Genomic DNA, 15,162 nt, shown 5'->3' on the forward strand with positions numbered 1-15,162 from the left:
ATATCGTAGGCCGGCTTCGAGAGCGAGGTCAACGCCGGATCAGGAAGTCCGAGCCTCCGCCACGACCCTGCCGATCGCCTCACAAAGCGGCCGGATCTCCGCCGCGCGGAGCTTGTACGCCGCGCGGTTCGCGATGAGCATCGTGCTCACCTCGGCGACCGTCTCGATCACTTCGAGGTCATTCTCTTCGAGGGTCTTTCCCGTCTCGACCACGTCGACGATCAGGTCCGACAAACCCACGAGCGGCGCGAGCTCCACCGAGCCCGAGACGGGGATCACCTCGGCCTGAATCCCCTTTTTCGCGAAAAAGTCCGCCGCGACGCGCGGGTATTTCGTGGCCACGCGCGGCACGTCCGGCGCCTGCTTGCCCCGCGGCCCCGCCACCGCGAGGCGGCATCGGCCGATTCCGAGGTCGAGCGGCGTGTAGAGGTCCGCCTTTTTTTCGAGCAGCGTATCTCGCCCGGCGATGCCGAGGTCCACCGCGCCGTACTCCACGTACGTCGGCACGTCGTCGGGCTTCAGGAACACGTAGCGCAGGCGGCCCGCCGCGTCGTCGCGCACGAGCCGCCGGTCGTCGGCGACGAGCGGGCCCACGTCGAGGCCCGCCCGGGAAAACAGGGGCGCGAGCGCCTTGAGAATGCGGCCTTTCGGGACGGCGATCGAGAGCGGCCCCTCGTTCACCCCGGCTGCCCCTTGATCCGCACCGTATCCGCGCCGAGCGTCGCGAGCTTGCGCTCCATGTACTCGTAGCCGCGATCGAGGTGATAGACGCGCAAGACCTCGGTCTCGCCCTCCGTCGCGAGCAGCCCCGCGATGACGAGCGACGCGCTCGCGCGGAGATCCGTGGCCATGACCTTCGCGCCCGAGAGCGGGCGGCCGCCGTGCACATGCGCCGTGTGCCCGTCGGTGTCGATCTCCGCGCCCATGCGGCGCAGCTCCGGCACGTGCATGAACCGGTTCTCGAAGATCGTCTCGTTGATCCGCGACGTCCCGCGCGCCAGGCACATCAGCACCATGAACTGCGCCTGCATGTCCGTCGGGAAGCCGGGGTGCGGCGCCGTCACCACGTCCACCGGGCGCAGCGGCCGGTCGGGGTCGCGGCGGATGCGCACGCAGTCGCCCTCGCGCCCGACCTCCACGCCCGTCGCGCGGAGCTTCGCCACCACGGCTTCGAGGTCCTCGAGCGGCGCGTTCTCGAGCAGCACGTCGCCGCCTGCCGCCGCGGCCGCGACCATGTACGTCCCGGTCTCGATGCGGTCCGAGATGATCGCATGGTCGAACGGGTCGAGCTCGTCGCGCCCCTCGATGTGGATGACGTCCGTGCCCGCGCCGTCGACACGCGCGCCCATCTTGTTCAGCACGCGGCCGAGCTCCTCGACCTCCGGCTCGCGGGCGCAGTTGACCAGCGTGCTGCGGCCCTTCGCGAGCGCCGCGGCCATCATGATGTTCTCGGTGCCCGTCACGGTCGGCATGTCGAAGACGACCTCGGCGCCCTTCAGCCGCTTGCACTCGGCGTTGATGTAGCCGTTCGCGAGGCGGATCGTCGCGCCGAGCGCTTCGAGGCCCTTCAAGTGCTGGTCGACCGGGCGCGAGCCGATCTGGCATCCGCCGGGGAGGCTCACCTTGGCGCGGCCGTAGCGCGCGACGAGGGGCCCGAGCACGAGCACGCTGGCGCGCATCTGCTTGACGAGCTCGTAGGGAGCCTCGGGGTTTGCCTCGGGCCCGCCGGCGACGCGCACGAGGGGCGGGTCGACCATCACGTTGCGCCCGAGCACCCGGAGCAATTCCCCCGTGGTCTCGATGTCCTTGAGCGCCGGCACGTTGCGCAGGATGCTCTCGCCGTCCGAGAGGAGCGTCGCGCACAGGATCGGCAGCGCCGCGTTCTTCGCGCCGCTCACGCGGATCTTGCCCTGAAGCTGCTTTCCACCGCGAATCCGGATGACGTCCATGGCTCCGACTCTTCGCATGATTCGCGCGGGAAGGCGAACGTTTGGCGCGTTGCGCACGATGCCGCGTATGTAGGCGTGGGTAGGATCCGCGTGTCAGCTCGCAGGACGCAAGGTACGATGGGCATCGGAGAGCGCATGAATTCCGGGGAACACGAACGCGACAAGGAGCCCGAGGCAAAGGCCGAAGACGGGGCCCCGCCGAAGGCCGAGATGCTTCCCTTCGCGCCGCCCGAGGCCCCGCTCGCGGAGGCGCCCGCGCCTTCGCCCTCCACGCACAGCCGCGTCGCGGACGCCGCGCTCGTGACGTTGCTCGTCATCGGGTACGTCTCGCCGACCGTCGCGGCTCTCGTCGCGCTCGCCACGGGAGCCCGCGGCCTCGCGTTCATCTGCTTCGGGCTCGCGGCCGTCGGCATGGGGCTCTGGGCCGTCATCAAGCTCTACCGTCACACCCGAACGCACGGGCGTGGCGCGGCTCTGGCGTGGGCGGACGTCCTCGTCCTCGGCATCCTCCCCGCGTGGGGGCTGCTCTACAACCACATCGTCAACGCGACCTGCCAGGTGATGGAGTGCGAGGCGAGCGGCGAGGTCTTCCGCCCGCTCGCCGAGCCCGAGGTCTTCGGCCTGCTCGCGTTTCACCTCGTGACGGCGCTCGCCTACATGGTCTCGCGGCGCAGGCGTGCGGCGCTGCACCCGGCGATGGCCGAGCTCCTCGTGCACGCGGGTTTGCTCGCGGGCATCGCCATCCACGTGCTGCTCGCGGTGCATTTCGGCAAATGGGTGCTCATTGGCGTGGTGTTCCCGCCGGCCTTCTTGCCCTGTTTGTCCCCGGTCCTGACCGTGATCCTCTACGGCGCGGAGCTTCGCCACCGCCTGCGCTTGCGGGGCGCGGACGCGCGGGCGATCGGAAAGCCGCTCGCCGTGTATCGCGAAGGCCCGGAGCAATCCTTCCTGCCCGAGAAGATCCACCGCCCGACGCTGCTCCGCGCCCTCGCCTTGTCGCCGGTGCTGCTCGGCGCGCATGCGGTCATCCAGGCGGTTTGGCTGGGCCACGCGGCGGGCGCGCTCCAGGTCTTCACGCGGACGTGTGACTACACGCTCTCGCGGCTCCCGGTGGAGGTGCTCCCCGGCGATTGCCATTACCTCTGCACGGTGGCGGCGCGGGGCCATTCCTGGCTCGTGCGCCCGCTCCGCATGGGCCGGCGCGGCGGCGCGCCGATCGTGGTGAACCGGCAGCTCGCGGTGGCGAACGCGTTCGAGGACCTGCTCCACGAGCGCTGGCCTCGGTTCGGTCGTTTGGCACGACGAACGTACGACCTGCTCGCGCGGCCCGTGTGCAACTACCTGCGCCCGGCGTGGGTGTCGGACGTGGTGTACCTCGTGATGAAGCCGGCGGAGTGGGTCTTCTACGTGGCGCTCGTGCTCTTTGATCCGCGCTCGCCGGAGACGCGGATTGATCGGATGTATCGCTGACGCAGCTCAGCGCTTGCGCGCTTTTTTCCGCGGGGAAGGCTCCTCCGGCGAGAGCGTCGCGGCGCGGACCCATACGCGTTTTCCGTCGAACGCGGCGGCGAACGCGTGCACCGGCTCGGCCCCTGCGGCCCGTAGCTCGGCGGCGTACGCCTTCTCGCGGATCTGCGCGAGGCCTTCGGCGAGCGCTTTCTCCGGGGCGCGGCGCGCGGCCTTGACGACCTTCAATTCGAGCACGACGCCCGGCTTTCCCGGGTGCGCTGGGCGCACGAGCACGTCCGCGCGCCCGTGGCCGGATTCGCGGTCCGAGCGGACCTGGTAGTCCGGCTCCAGTGTCGCCAGCAGGCCCACGAGGAACGCTTGGTACACGCGCTCCGGCCCGAAGAACCCGACGTCATGGTGCGAAAGGACGTTCGTCACGAACGCCTGGAGGAGCCGCTCCAATCGCTCCGCGTCCCCCCGCAGCAAGGCGTCGAGCAGCGCATCGAGGGCCCCGCCTCGACCGCCGAGGCGCGCGGCCATCCATCCCCGGAAGGTGCTCGTGTAAAGCTCGCGCACCTCTCGATTGGGGATCGAGAGCCGGTGCATGGGGCGCTCCATGGGCCCGCGCGAGTGGCGCTCGGCCTTCAGGTAGCCGGCGAAGACGAGCAGGCTCCAGAGCGCGTTTTCGCTCGTATGCAGCTCCCCGAGCGGGACGTGCTCGTCGAGCACCTTTTCCACGGAGCCCCCGGTCAGGAGGGCTTCGAAGAGCGGTTCGAGCTCGACGGCGCGCTCTTGGAGGAGCTCGCGGATGAGATCGTTCGAGCTCGTCGAAAGCCAGTAGGGCTCGGGGTCCTTGTCTTCGGCGGCCAGGAAGTTGAGGACGGACCAGGGATTGTAGATGACCTCGCCCCCGAAGAGATACCCGTTGTACCAGGCGCGCAGCGTCTCCAGACGGTCCGTCCGTCCGGCGGCGGCGAGGAGGCGCTCGACCTCCGGCTCGGTGAAGCCGAAGCAGGTATTGAACTCCGAGCGCAATAGCGAATAGACGGTGACGTTGTTCAGGCCGGAGAAGATGCTCTCGCGCGCGACGCGCAAAATACCGGTGAGGACCGCGCGGAAGAGGTGCGGATTGCCCTTCAAGCCTTCGCCATAGAAGGCGCGGCAGAAATCTAGGATGCGTGGCGCGTACCCGTGCGTGTACCCGGCGTGGATGGGCTCGTCGTACTCGTCGATGAGCAGGAGCACGCGCTCGCCGTGCGTGCGGTGGAGGTAGTGGCAGAGGTCGAGGAGAGCCCGCCCGTAGAGCACGTCGTCGGCGGTGCCATCGAGGATGGCGCGGTACTTCTCCTCCTCCCGTGAATCGAGCGCGCCGCTCGTGAGCAGTGCCTTGTGCTCCCGGAAGAGCGCCTCGATCTTCTCGCGGATGGTCTTCCAGCACGCCTCGAAGGTCGCCTGCTTGGCGCCCTTCATCGTCAAATGAACGACCGGATACCGCTGGAAATGCGCGCGGACCGCGTCGCCGGCCTGCCAAACCTGGAGGTCCCGAAAGAGAGGGGAGAGGTCCTCCGCGCGCTTCTCGAAGTAGCAGCGGACCATCGAGAGGTTCAGGCTCTTGCCGAACCGCCGCGGGCGCGGGAGCAGGACGACCTCGGCGCCCGCCTTTTCGAGCAGGTCCGTCACGAGGTGCGTCTTGTCGACGTAGAGCAGACCGCCCTCCCGGACCTTCTGGAAGTCGTCGATGCCGAGAGGGACGCGCAGCGGGGCGTTCATGACGGGTCGGACCGGAGCCTACTGCTCGCGGGGGGCCAGGGGCAAGGATAGCCCGCACTGCCGGAAGGTTTGTCCGTTTGGGACGAAGCACCGGCGAACAACCGCGACCCTTTTCTCCGAGGTTTCACCTGGGCTAACCTACGCCCGCGTCATGCCTTTCTTCTCTTTGCGCCTTGCCACGGGCCTCGCGCTGGCTGCGTCCCTCGTGACGCGTTCGGCCGCTGCGATCGAGCCTGATCCCGTGCCCTCGCTCGATCTGCGCGGGTACCGTCCTTCCACCGATCCTGCCGGGAGCCTCTTCCTCGAACCCGTCTCCACGCCCGCGCACGGCGACTGGAACCTCGCCGTCTACGGCTCGTATGCGTACAAACCGATCACGCTCCGTGATCCCGCGACGAACGAGCACGCGTTCGACGTCCTCAGCCACCAGCTCACCGGCGACCTCGTCGCCAACATCGGCGCCCTCGGCCGCCTCTCCTTCGGCGCGGACCTGCCGTTCGCCCTGTACCAGCGGGGCGACGCGCCCGACTTCGACTCCGTCGCCACGCTCGGACCCACGAACATCCCCCAGCAGGCCCTCGGCGACCTCGCGTTCACCGGCAAGCTCGTCCTCGTCGCGCCCACCGGCGGCGACCTCGGCGGCTTTGCGCTCGGCTTGCATGAGCGGTTCACCGTCCCCACCGGCGATCGGGGCTCCTTCCTCGGCGAAGGCGCCGTCACCAGCACCACGCGCCTGCTCGCCGAGTACCGCCTCCTCGTCCTCGGCTTTCACCTCGCCGCGGGCGTCAAGCTCCGCGCCGAGACCGAGAACTTCGCCTGCGCGCACATCCCCGTCTCCGACCTTCCCTACGGCTGCCGCCAGCGCGTCGGGCACGAGCTCCCGTTCGCCTTCGGCGTCTCCTTCCGGCCGCAGGCCCTCGGCATCGACGATGCCGGCCGTTTCACCGTCTTCGTCGAGACCAACGGGCACGTCCCGATCTACCCCATGGTCCCCACGCAGAACCGCACCCTCACCGCGTTCGAGGCCGGGCTCGGGGCGCGCGCGCAGCTCGGGGATTTTTCCATCCTCGCCGGCGTGTCGCGGGGGTTCTTCGGCGGGCTCGGCACCGGGCCCTTGCGTGCCATGCTGGGCATCGGCTGGGCCCCGCGCGTGCGGGACGTCGACCAGGATGGTGTGCCGGACGAGGCCGATCAGTGCCGCGAGCTCCCCGAGGACAAGGACGGGTTCGAGGACCACGACGGCTGCCCCGACGGCGACAACGACGACGACGGGGTACCCGACAACGAAGACAAGTGCCCCACGGTCAAGGAAGACGAGGACGGCAAGGACGACGACGATGGTTGCCCCGAGCCAGGCTGATTGTAAGTTTCCCTTGGACGGACAAATTCTCGGACCAAGGAATCCGTTCGGATCGATGACGTGAGGTGGTTGACGAGCGAGGAGTTCGCGTAGGATGGTGGGTGGTCTGCCTCGATGGCGCAACACTGGTTCCACTTCACGACGACTCCGCCGGATCGGGTGACGATCGAGATCGGCGGTGCGCTCGGGGATCTGATCGCGGATGAGCTCACCGCGCAGGCCGTGGACGTGCTCGCCAACCAGGCGGGTACGAGGCTCGTGCTCATGGACATCCGTGGGCTCACCGATTTTACGGTGATGGCGCGCGTGGGCCTCGGGACGTGCCAGAAGCTGCTCCGGCGGCGGCAGATCCGGACGGCGTGGCTCGTCACGACGCCGCGGCAGCACGGCCTCGCGACGCTGGTCGCGCACAACGCCGCCGATGACGGGGCCGCCGTGTTTCAGACGGTCGCGCAGGCCGAGGCGTGGTTCGTGTCGAGCGGGGGCCGGCTCGAAGGCATGATGGCGCGCGCGAAAAAGCGCACCTGAGAGGCGCTCGCGCGCGCCCCTAGCGCTTGCGGCGGCGCGCGGCGGCGAACAGCGGCAGGCAGAGCCAGAGGCCCGCGCTCGGCACCTCCTCGGGCTTGCGAAAGCTACACCCGTTGCCCCCTTTGGTGCCTCCGCCCGAGGAAGCGCCCGCGCCTGTACTGGTCGTGGCCATCCCTCCAGCTCCCGCAGCGCCGCCGCCGCCGCCGCCAGCTCCTCCAGCGCCGCCGACGCCGCCCCCAGCTCCTCCGGCGCCCATTCCTCCAGCGCCGCCGCCAGCTCCCCCAGCTCCGCCGATGCCGCCGCCAGCACCTCCGGCGCCCATTCCTCCAGTTCCTCCCGCACCGGCTTCACCCGATGCGTCGAAGACCTCGGCGCTGTTCAGGCGCTTCCCCGGATGCTCCCACCCTCCGAGGACGAGCACCCTGCCATCGGCGAGGCGCGTGGAGGCGTGCAGGTAGCGCTTTTCGGCCATCGGCGGGCCGGCGGACCATGTGTCGGTTGCCGAATCGTAGATCTCCGTGGACGCCAGCGGCGCCAGCTCGTCGAGCCCGCCGCCCGCGACCATGAATCCGCCCCCGTCGAGCGCAACACCGGTATGGCTGTAGCGGCCCGTGAGGAGCGGGGCGGCGAGCGACCACTGGTTCGTGGCCGGATCGTACACTTCGGCGCTCGAGCCGTTCGTGAACAGCACCTTCCCCGTTGAGAGCCACGCGGACGTGGCGTCGGTGCATCCGGTGGTGGGCGGCGCGCCGATCCAGCTCCAGGAGTTGCTTGCGGGATCGTAAAGCTCCGCCGCATCACCGCCGCGGACGAGCACCTTGCCATCCGGTAGCTCGGTCACCGAGCTGCAGGAATACGCGGCGCTGGTCCCACCGGCGCTCGACCATGTATTCGTCTGTGGATCGTAGAGCTCGGCCGCGGTCTGACCGCCGCCCCCCACGATGAGCACCTGGCCGTTCGAGAGGAGCGCCGCGGAATGTTCCATGTGCGCGGCGTCCGGATGGGTCGCGTAAACCCAAGTATCCGTCGCCGGATCGTAGATCTCGGCGCTCGGCTCCGGGGGGTAAATCTCATCCTCATGATCGGGCACATAGGACGAGAACCCCCCCACGACGAGGACCCGGCCGTCCGGGAGGCGCGTGGCCGTATGCTTGTTGCGTGGTCTGATCATCGACGCGGCCGCCGAGAAGGTATTCGTCTGCGGATCGTAGAGCTCGGCCGAGGCCAGCACCTTCACGTGCGCGTATCCGTCCTCGAGGCCCCAGCCGCCCGTGACGAGCACCCGGCCATCCGTGAGCAGCGTCGCCCTCGGCTCCCCGCGGCCTGTGGCCATCCACGCGACCTGCGTCCAGGCGAAATTCATGCGCGTCGTCGTCCGCGGGGATTGGGTTTGCAATGCGCCCCCGCGCGCGACGTCCACCCCCGGGAGCGGCGCACCTTGGTCCGTGCAACCGCCGATCGCCCAGGACCACATACCCAAAAACAGACACGAACCCAGCATGAAACGGTTCGCCCCACGCATGGCGCCACCTCCTCAACGGTGGCGCATAACCTGGATGCCCTGTGACCACCAATACGGAGCACAGACCCAACGACGCGCGTGGACCTGCGCCGAAGACCGCAGGAGCGCAGAGGGTCAGGAGATGACGGGGCGCACGGGAACCCGGCGTATGCTGAGGAGGCTTCGCTCCGCGCTCACGCGCGAGGCGTCCCCTCGGGACTAGGACGGCACGATCGGCAAGCGGACGGCCTTCTTCCGCTCCTGCTTGGCGAGCTCGTGCTCCTTCACGGTGAGGGCATTCTCGAAGTCGGGCAGGGCGAGGTCCTTGTTTTTCGCGTAGATCGGGTGCCGGCCGTATTTGCGGTACCATTCGGCGACCGTGGCGTTCGCCTTGATCTTTTCGAGCACGTTGCGCCAGCCCACGCCCGTGTTGTACGCGCAGAAGCTGATCTCGCCCATTTGCGTGCCGTAGGGGATGATGCACATCTCCGTCCGGCGGAAATCGTAATTGAAGAGATCCTGGAACCACATGCCGGCCACGAAGAGCACGCGCCACTCGTATTCCTTCGCGTCGCTCTCGCCCGCATGCGCGGCGCCCGTCTGGCTCATGAATTGTTTCACGAGCGTCTTCACGTCGAATCCGGGCGGTGCCTTCTCCGGCTTGTAATGGCGGAGGATGCTCGTGAGCACCTGCGCCTTCGTCCATTTCGAGCCCCGGCCCGCGTCGAAGATTGTCCGGAAATCCCGAAGGATCCCTTCCATGTCGAGGAACTCGAGCAAGGGGACCATTTGCTTCGTCTTCTTGTTGACGAAGAGCACGGTGCCGATGCCGCAGTTCGGGTGACACCCGCAGTTGAGCTGGCCGAAATCCTTGTCCGGCCCGTCGAGCAGATCGACGACGTCGCCGAACGGCGCGAGCGCCGAGAGCGGGAACCAATCGCGCAAGGGCTCGGTCACGCCGGTCTGCGCCTTCACGTCGCGCGCGAGGTGGCTCAGCGTGTACCTCTGCTGTTCGCGTAGCTCGTCAGAGATGTCCTCGTCCCGCCCGGTGAAGCTCACGGGCTGGAAGCTCACGACCGTCACCTTGTCGGCGTTCTCGATCGCGAACTCGATGATCGGGCCGATCATGTCGTTGTTCACGCCATTGACGACCGTCACGACCAGGATGACGTCGATGCCCACCGCCGCGAGCTCCTCGATCGCCCGGAGCTTCACGTCGTAGAGGTTCGCGATCTTGCGGTGGCTGTTCGCCTCGTTCGTGACCCCGTCGAACTGGAGGTAGGCCATACGCAGGCCCGCCTCCTTGCATTGCTGGGCGAAGCCGGGCTCCTGCGCGAAGCGCAGGCCATTCGTCGCGCATTGCACGGCGAAATACCCCTTCTTGCGGGCGTAGCGGATCGCGTCGAGGAAATGGGGCGAGAGCGTGGGCTCGCCGCCGGAGAACTGGATCGACATCTGCCGCCGCGGCCGCACCTCGGCCGCGTCGTCGAGGATCTGCGTGACCTCCTCCCAGGAGAGCTCGTGCACGTAGCCGACCTGATTCGCGTCCATGAAGCACGGGTCGCACATCATGTTGCAGCGATTCGTGAGGTCGACCGTGAGCACCGAGCCGCGGCCGTACTGGATCGAGCTCGAACCGTGCTGGTGGATACGGTCGGGCGTCATCGCCACGTCGCGGCCCTGGAAGAGGCTCTCGATCCGCGCGAGGAATTTCGGATCGATGGAGAGCACGTCGCTCACGCGCCCGTGCTTCGGGCACTCCTTCTCCATCCGGATCTGGCCGTCGCGCTCGACGATCTGCGCCTTGATCTCCCCGGGCTTGTCCGTGACGAGCTTCGTCCAGTCCGCGTCGCCGCGCAGGATCTCCGCGCGCGCCTCCTTGACGCAGGTGGGGCACAGGCTGTCCGTCGTCCGCGGCCAGCCGAGCGGCGGCTTCGTCCGCTCCTTGCCGCGCGGGATGGGGCGATCACTCCATCGAGGTTGGAACGGCAAAGGCTCGGGGCCGAGCGTGTTCAGCCTTTGCATCACCGGCCAGACTCGGTTCGCGGAGGCCGTGACGAATTTCTCCAGATGGCGCACGGACAACATCGATGCTGCTTTCCTCCTTGGTCCCGCCCGGGACGGGTGACGTAACGTAGTTGCCAGTCGCCAGCCCGACCAGCAATTTCGTTTCGTTCTGACGATACGGAATAGTGCTGCGCCGCGGCGATGTGGGCCGGCGAGCACGCCGACACGGCCGCGATGGGTCTTGACAGGGCGGAGGGACCTGGGGACGGGGGGCGCAGGCCGCGCGGCGCCCTGGCGTCGGTCTCGTGGAACGGTTGGGCGTGACGCGCGGGGCGTGCGGGAGCCGAGGCCCTCGCGGACGCGGGCGTGGGTGCGTCGCCGCGCGCAGGGCGACCGTCGATCGTGGCCGAAATTGCGCTGTCGAGTGACCATGGGCGAGCGTGATCCGCGCCTGGAAACGGGCGGGTGGATCGGAGGTGATCCAGGGAGGGGCGCCGCGGGGGGTGCGTCCGAGCGCGATTGCGGATCGAATCCGCGGCGAAACGTGGCGTCGCGCGACGCGCCGATATCGTTGGTCGAGCCGTACGTGTCGATCCCCTCCGTTCGGCGCGAACGACGAGGGCGCCACTTCGGCGGAGAAATACGGTACATCTCGTTGTCAAACAGTTCGGCTCGGCGGGCCCGGAACGTACGAATTCGTCACGATTGCGTGAACGGGAGAAAATTTGTTGCGCCCGGGCGCCGGCCGACCGTATCTCTAGGTCCACCGGCGGGCGGCCGATGACCGCAGCCGGGGCTCGCGACTCTTGGCTCGAGGGTCTGCGTCTCGCTGCTTTGCCGTGATTCGCGGGCGTGATCCCACGCGACGGCGACGTGTGTCGTGCGTGGGCGCCGTGAATCGTTCTTTTCCGGCCAAGGGGCGTATCTCGACCCGCTTGCCTTGTTCTTGCGGTGCTCCGGTGGTGCCTCCGTTTTCGGCGCCCGGCGGCATAAAAAAGGAGTCTTCCCATGGGCGATACAGGTTCCGGCGAAGCCACCGGCGGCGATCAACAAGCCGCGACGCAGCTCCTCAGCCAGATCCCCTTCGGGGCGATCATCGGCGGTCCGCTCGTCGCGGGCGTCGAAGCGCAGACCTTGGCGGCGAACGCCACGTTGAAGTACGTGCTGGGTGTCCTCTTTGGCCTCGACAAAGACGGCAACCCCCAGATGTCGACGGACGACAAGGCCCCGAAGACCGTCATGTCCGTCACGTTCACATTCACGAGGGGCGGCGAGACGGCGCAGCTCACGGTGCCGCTCTTGACCCTGGTACCGATTCCGTACCTGCTCGTCGAGACGATGGACATCAACTTCAAGGCAGCCATCAATGCCACGTCGAGCTTCGATACAAAGCAAAGCTCGGAGAGCTCGGGGGGCGGCGAGACCAGCGGATCCGTCGGCTTCCTCTTCGACAAGGTCAATTTCAAGGGGAGCTATTCGAGCAAGTCGGACTCGAGCTCGACGAGGGACTCGAAGTACTCCGTCGAGTACACGATCAACGTCAACGTGCACGCCACGGGGCACGACATGCCCGCGGGCACCTCGAAGGTGCTCAACATGTTGAACGACGCCATCAAGGCGGTGCCCGGGAAGACGACGCCGTGAGCTGAACGAGGCCGATGGCCGCGATCTCCACCTGCTTGCGGTTCGAGGTGAGCGTCGATGCAGGAGCGAGTCGAGCGGATGGTCACCGCAGTGCTGCATGAAATCGAGCGAGGGCTCGCGCTCGTTCGCGTGCCTGCGCGCGAGCTTCCCGGAGCGCAGCAGGTGGAGCGTTTTCGTTCGAGCCTGCGCCCGACCCAGGTCGTGTGCACGTTCGAATGGCCGATCGCGGAGAAGGAACGAGCGGAGCTGGGGCCGTTCCTTTGGGTGAAGATGTCGATCGAGATCGACGCGTCGGGCGTGCCGCGGCTCCAGGGAGTCACGGCCGAAGCGCCCCACGCGAGCGTGTAGGAGTCCGTCATGCCGGAGAACACCGTTTCTCACATCCCGCTAAGTCAGCTCGTGGGGAGCCTCGTCCGCGACATCGTCGACGCGGATGGAATGGCCGCCAAGGCCACGTCGGACTTCATCCAGAATGTGGGCTTCGACGAAAAGGGCGAGCTGCGCACGGTGCAGTTCAGCTACCAGCAGGTCGTGCCGGGCGTGGGCGTCAAGCGATACACCGTCTCCGTACCGCTCTTGACGCTCGTCCCGATCCCCATTCTCGGCATCGACAAGGCGGAGATCTCGTTCACGACGAAGATCGTGGAGATGAGCCAGGGCGATTCACAAGAGCCGAAGCTGCTCGCGAAGATCGCGGCGGACGCGCCGTCGAAGAGCGACGCTACGTCCGAGACGACCAACATCAAGTTCACGCTGACGATGTCGCGCAGCGACGTGCCCGCGGGGATCACGGGCATCTTCGGGCTGCTCAGCAACAACATCCAGGTCACCGGGGCGCCCGCCTCCGGCCAAGAATAACGCAATCGCACGAACCAGGACCATCGAGCAAGGAGAGGATCGTCATGCTGCAAGGGTTGAAGGCTCAGTCCGACAATCATGGTTTCCCGTGCCCGTGCTGCAATTTCAAGATCAAGGCGACGATCGAGCAGATCCTGACCGGCAACTCCATTTTTTGCGCGGGCTGCGGCCTGCAGCTCGACATCGATCGGCAGGGCTCGGCGCAGGCGATCGACGCGCTGAACACGCTGAACGAGGCCGTCGCGCAGGCCGAGGCCCAGGTGGCGAAGGCGAAGAAGCCCGGGGCGAGGTGAGCCATGCCCACGCTCGTGGACCTCATCAAAGGCGAAAGCCAGAGGAGCGACAAGGACAAGATCTTTGGCCCGGACTTCCAGACGCCGGCCGACTGGTCCAAGTACCTGCAGGATCGGTTCGGGGATGGGAGTGAACCCGTGAGCGCGCTCCTCCGGTCGGCGGTGGACCGCGACGGGTTTCAGGCCCTGTACGTCGCGTGCTGGATCTATCAGCCCCTCGAAAAGGGCTCATTCATGATCGAGCTTGAAAGTCTGGGGCAGGTGCGACAAGGGTACGACACGCTCCCGGACCGGTGGTCGAGCCACCTCGGCGAGCGCGGCAAGAGCGCGGGCGCCGGCTTTCAATTCCTCAAGGGATACAGCGAGCTCCTCGTGCAGATCGAAAGTGTCGGATCGGCCTCGTCGGCGCTGTTCCTGAAGTGCGAAGGACATGCCGCCATTTCGGTGAAGCACATGCTGAGCTTCTTCACCAAGAAGATCACCGGCGCGGGCAATACCGCCAGCAAATCCCTCCAGGCGCAGGGGAAGGACCCCGAGAGCGTGGTCGAGCCGCGCGCAGCCGAGAATTACAGCAAGGCGTACGAGAAGCTCCTCAAGGCGGTGGGCTTGAAGCCCAAGGACACGATGAACACGGTCCCGAACGTCGCGTCCGCGATGTGGAAGTACCTCGCGGCGCGCGAGAGCCATACCCTCACCGCGTATTCGACTGGCGGCGGGCCGCGGGACGCCTCCGCTGTGGCGAACCTCCGGGGCGTGAAGCTCGCGGAATGCCTGGACAAGCTGCGCGGCGCGGCGACGAACGACCTCGGGCCCAAAGACAAGCTGCGCGTGGCCGTGCTCGCGGCCAAGAACGATCTCGACACGATCCAAGCGAACCTGAAGACCGATCCTGCGGGGACCCAGCGCGTCTTCGCCGAGGTCAAGGTGACGCCGAGGCAACTCGACGAGCGCCTCCGCGACTTCCGGGCCGCGCTCGCGCGGGGCTAGAATGGGCGACCGCGCGGGCCCTGGTGCACGCAGGGACCGCGCGGCGGGGGGATGTTCGCGAAAGTTCGTCAGGGGCAGCAGTAGCTGCACTCGGCCTCGGCCTCGGCCGCGCAGTAGGCGTAGGCATTGATCTCGCTGCTACACGCGAGGGCTGCCTCCACCGAGCAGGACGCCTCCACCTCGGCCTCGCAAGCCACGGAGGCGAGCACGACGAGGCCCAGGCCCACCCCCGCGTGGCACTCGGCCTGGCACATCGACTCGACACCGTCGCCGTACCCGGCGTTGTGGGCCTTGCACTCGGTCACACACATCGCCTCGGCATTGATGCAGAGCTGAAGGCCGATTTGTATCGAGCAATCCACGTCGAGAGATGCCTCGCAGCAGGCCGCGACATGGGCCTCGCAATCGACAGCGGCTTCGAGCTCGGCCAAACACGTGGCCTCGACGCTGGCCTTACACTCCGCGCAGACGTCCGTGGTGGCGGACGCAGCGCCGGCAGCGAAAAGCGAAACCGCGAAAGCGAGCGCGCCCACGAAGAACGAGTTACGCATGAGATTCAACCTCCCTCGGTGGACCGGAGATCCTTGGCGGTCCGCATTGACCCTAAGCAGCTTGCATACCGTGGACATAGGGAACAAAGGGGACAGCCGAGACCGTCTGGAATCTGGAATGACCACTGGGGTGTTGGCCAGGGCCCCTCGTTTCAGCGAGGGCGACGGACATCCGGGAGTTTCTGTGCATCAAGGAATCATGGGGCGTGCAGTCGTGGCGCGGTTCGTTGCGGACGCATCCGGGGAGCGTCCGAGGCGCCCGCGT

The 15,162-nt window shown here is 67.5% G+C and carries 14 protein-coding genes; 8 read left to right on the forward strand and 6 right to left on the reverse strand.

What is annotated here, in order from left to right; genetic code table 11:
* Window positions 1–39: 39 nt before the first annotated feature.
* On the reverse strand, window positions 40–681 hold the full coding sequence (gene hisG, locus QHF89_RS19215; protein WP_136969015.1) for an ATP phosphoribosyltransferase: 642 nt from the start codon (window positions 679–681) through the stop codon (window positions 40–42).
* Window positions 678–1,949, reverse strand: a complete 1,272-nt coding sequence (murA, locus tag QHF89_RS19220) for a UDP-N-acetylglucosamine 1-carboxyvinyltransferase (RefSeq protein WP_136928874.1) — start codon at window positions 1,947–1,949, stop codon at window positions 678–680. The genes hisG and murA overlap by 4 nt, the downstream gene beginning before the upstream one ends.
* A gap of 135 nt (window positions 1,950–2,084) precedes the next feature.
* Between murA and QHF89_RS19225 the strand changes: the two genes are divergently transcribed.
* Window positions 2,085–3,419, forward strand: a complete 1,335-nt coding sequence (locus tag QHF89_RS19225; protein WP_284720685.1) for a DUF6688 domain-containing protein — start codon at window positions 2,085–2,087, stop codon at window positions 3,417–3,419.
* Between the two features lie 6 nt (window positions 3,420–3,425).
* Here the strand turns inward: QHF89_RS19225 and QHF89_RS19230 are convergent, their stop codons facing one another.
* Complete coding sequence (locus QHF89_RS19230) at window positions 3,426–5,168, reverse strand: AAA family ATPase (protein ID WP_136969014.1); 1,743 nt, start codon at window positions 5,166–5,168, stop codon at window positions 3,426–3,428.
* A gap of 151 nt (window positions 5,169–5,319) precedes the next feature.
* Between QHF89_RS19230 and QHF89_RS19235 the strand changes: the two genes are divergently transcribed.
* Complete coding sequence (locus QHF89_RS19235) at window positions 5,320–6,528, forward strand: thrombospondin type 3 repeat-containing protein (protein ID WP_136969013.1); 1,209 nt, start codon at window positions 5,320–5,322, stop codon at window positions 6,526–6,528.
* Window positions 6,529–6,642: 114 nt separating this feature from the next.
* Window positions 6,643–7,056, forward strand: a complete 414-nt coding sequence (locus QHF89_RS19240; RefSeq protein WP_136935896.1) for a hypothetical protein — start codon at window positions 6,643–6,645, stop codon at window positions 7,054–7,056.
* Window positions 7,057–7,075: 19 nt separating this feature from the next.
* On the opposite strand, the gene QHF89_RS19245 is transcribed toward QHF89_RS19240, so the two are convergent.
* Window positions 7,076–8,578, reverse strand: a complete 1,503-nt coding sequence (locus QHF89_RS19245; RefSeq protein WP_136969012.1) for a Kelch repeat-containing protein — start codon at window positions 8,576–8,578, stop codon at window positions 7,076–7,078.
* Between the two features lie 198 nt (window positions 8,579–8,776).
* The gene (locus QHF89_RS19250; protein ID WP_136969011.1) at window positions 8,777–10,645 is read right to left on the reverse strand and encodes a radical SAM protein; all 1,869 of its coding nucleotides are present in this window, start codon (window positions 10,643–10,645) and stop codon (window positions 8,777–8,779) included.
* Window positions 10,646–11,572: 927 nt separating this feature from the next.
* Here QHF89_RS19250 and QHF89_RS19255 point away from each other — a divergent pair.
* From QHF89_RS19255 to QHF89_RS19275, 5 genes are read left to right on the forward strand one after another with little or no spacing between them, the layout of a single operon-like run.
* Entirely contained in the window at window positions 11,573–12,208 is a 636-nt protein-coding gene (locus QHF89_RS19255) for a DUF2589 domain-containing protein (RefSeq protein ID WP_136969010.1), read from the forward strand.
* Between the two features lie 57 nt (window positions 12,209–12,265).
* Window positions 12,266–12,556 carry a hypothetical protein gene (locus tag QHF89_RS19260; RefSeq protein WP_136935893.1) on the forward strand — a complete coding sequence of 97 codons (291 nt, stop codon included), beginning with the start codon at window positions 12,266–12,268 and terminating at the stop codon, window positions 12,554–12,556.
* 9 nt (window positions 12,557–12,565) lie between these two features.
* The gene (locus tag QHF89_RS19265) at window positions 12,566–13,066 is read left to right on the forward strand and encodes a DUF2589 domain-containing protein (RefSeq protein ID WP_136969009.1); all 501 of its coding nucleotides are present in this window, start codon (window positions 12,566–12,568) and stop codon (window positions 13,064–13,066) included.
* A gap of 44 nt (window positions 13,067–13,110) precedes the next feature.
* Window positions 13,111–13,359 (forward strand): hypothetical protein, encoded by a 249-nt coding sequence (locus QHF89_RS19270; RefSeq protein WP_136969008.1) that lies wholly within the window; start codon window positions 13,111–13,113, stop codon window positions 13,357–13,359.
* A gap of 3 nt (window positions 13,360–13,362) precedes the next feature.
* On the forward strand, window positions 13,363–14,346 hold the full coding sequence (locus QHF89_RS19275; protein ID WP_136969007.1) for a hypothetical protein: 984 nt from the start codon (window positions 13,363–13,365) through the stop codon (window positions 14,344–14,346).
* Between the two features lie 68 nt (window positions 14,347–14,414).
* On the opposite strand, the gene QHF89_RS19280 is transcribed toward QHF89_RS19275, so the two are convergent.
* Window positions 14,415–14,897, reverse strand: a complete 483-nt coding sequence (locus QHF89_RS19280; protein WP_136969006.1) for a hypothetical protein — start codon at window positions 14,895–14,897, stop codon at window positions 14,415–14,417.
* Window positions 14,898–15,162: the final 265 nt, after the last annotated feature.

The sequence above is a fragment of the Polyangium sorediatum genome (assembly GCF_029946465.1).
Classification (GTDB): domain Bacteria; phylum Myxococcota_A; class Polyangia; order Polyangiales; family Polyangiaceae; genus Polyangium; species Polyangium fumosum.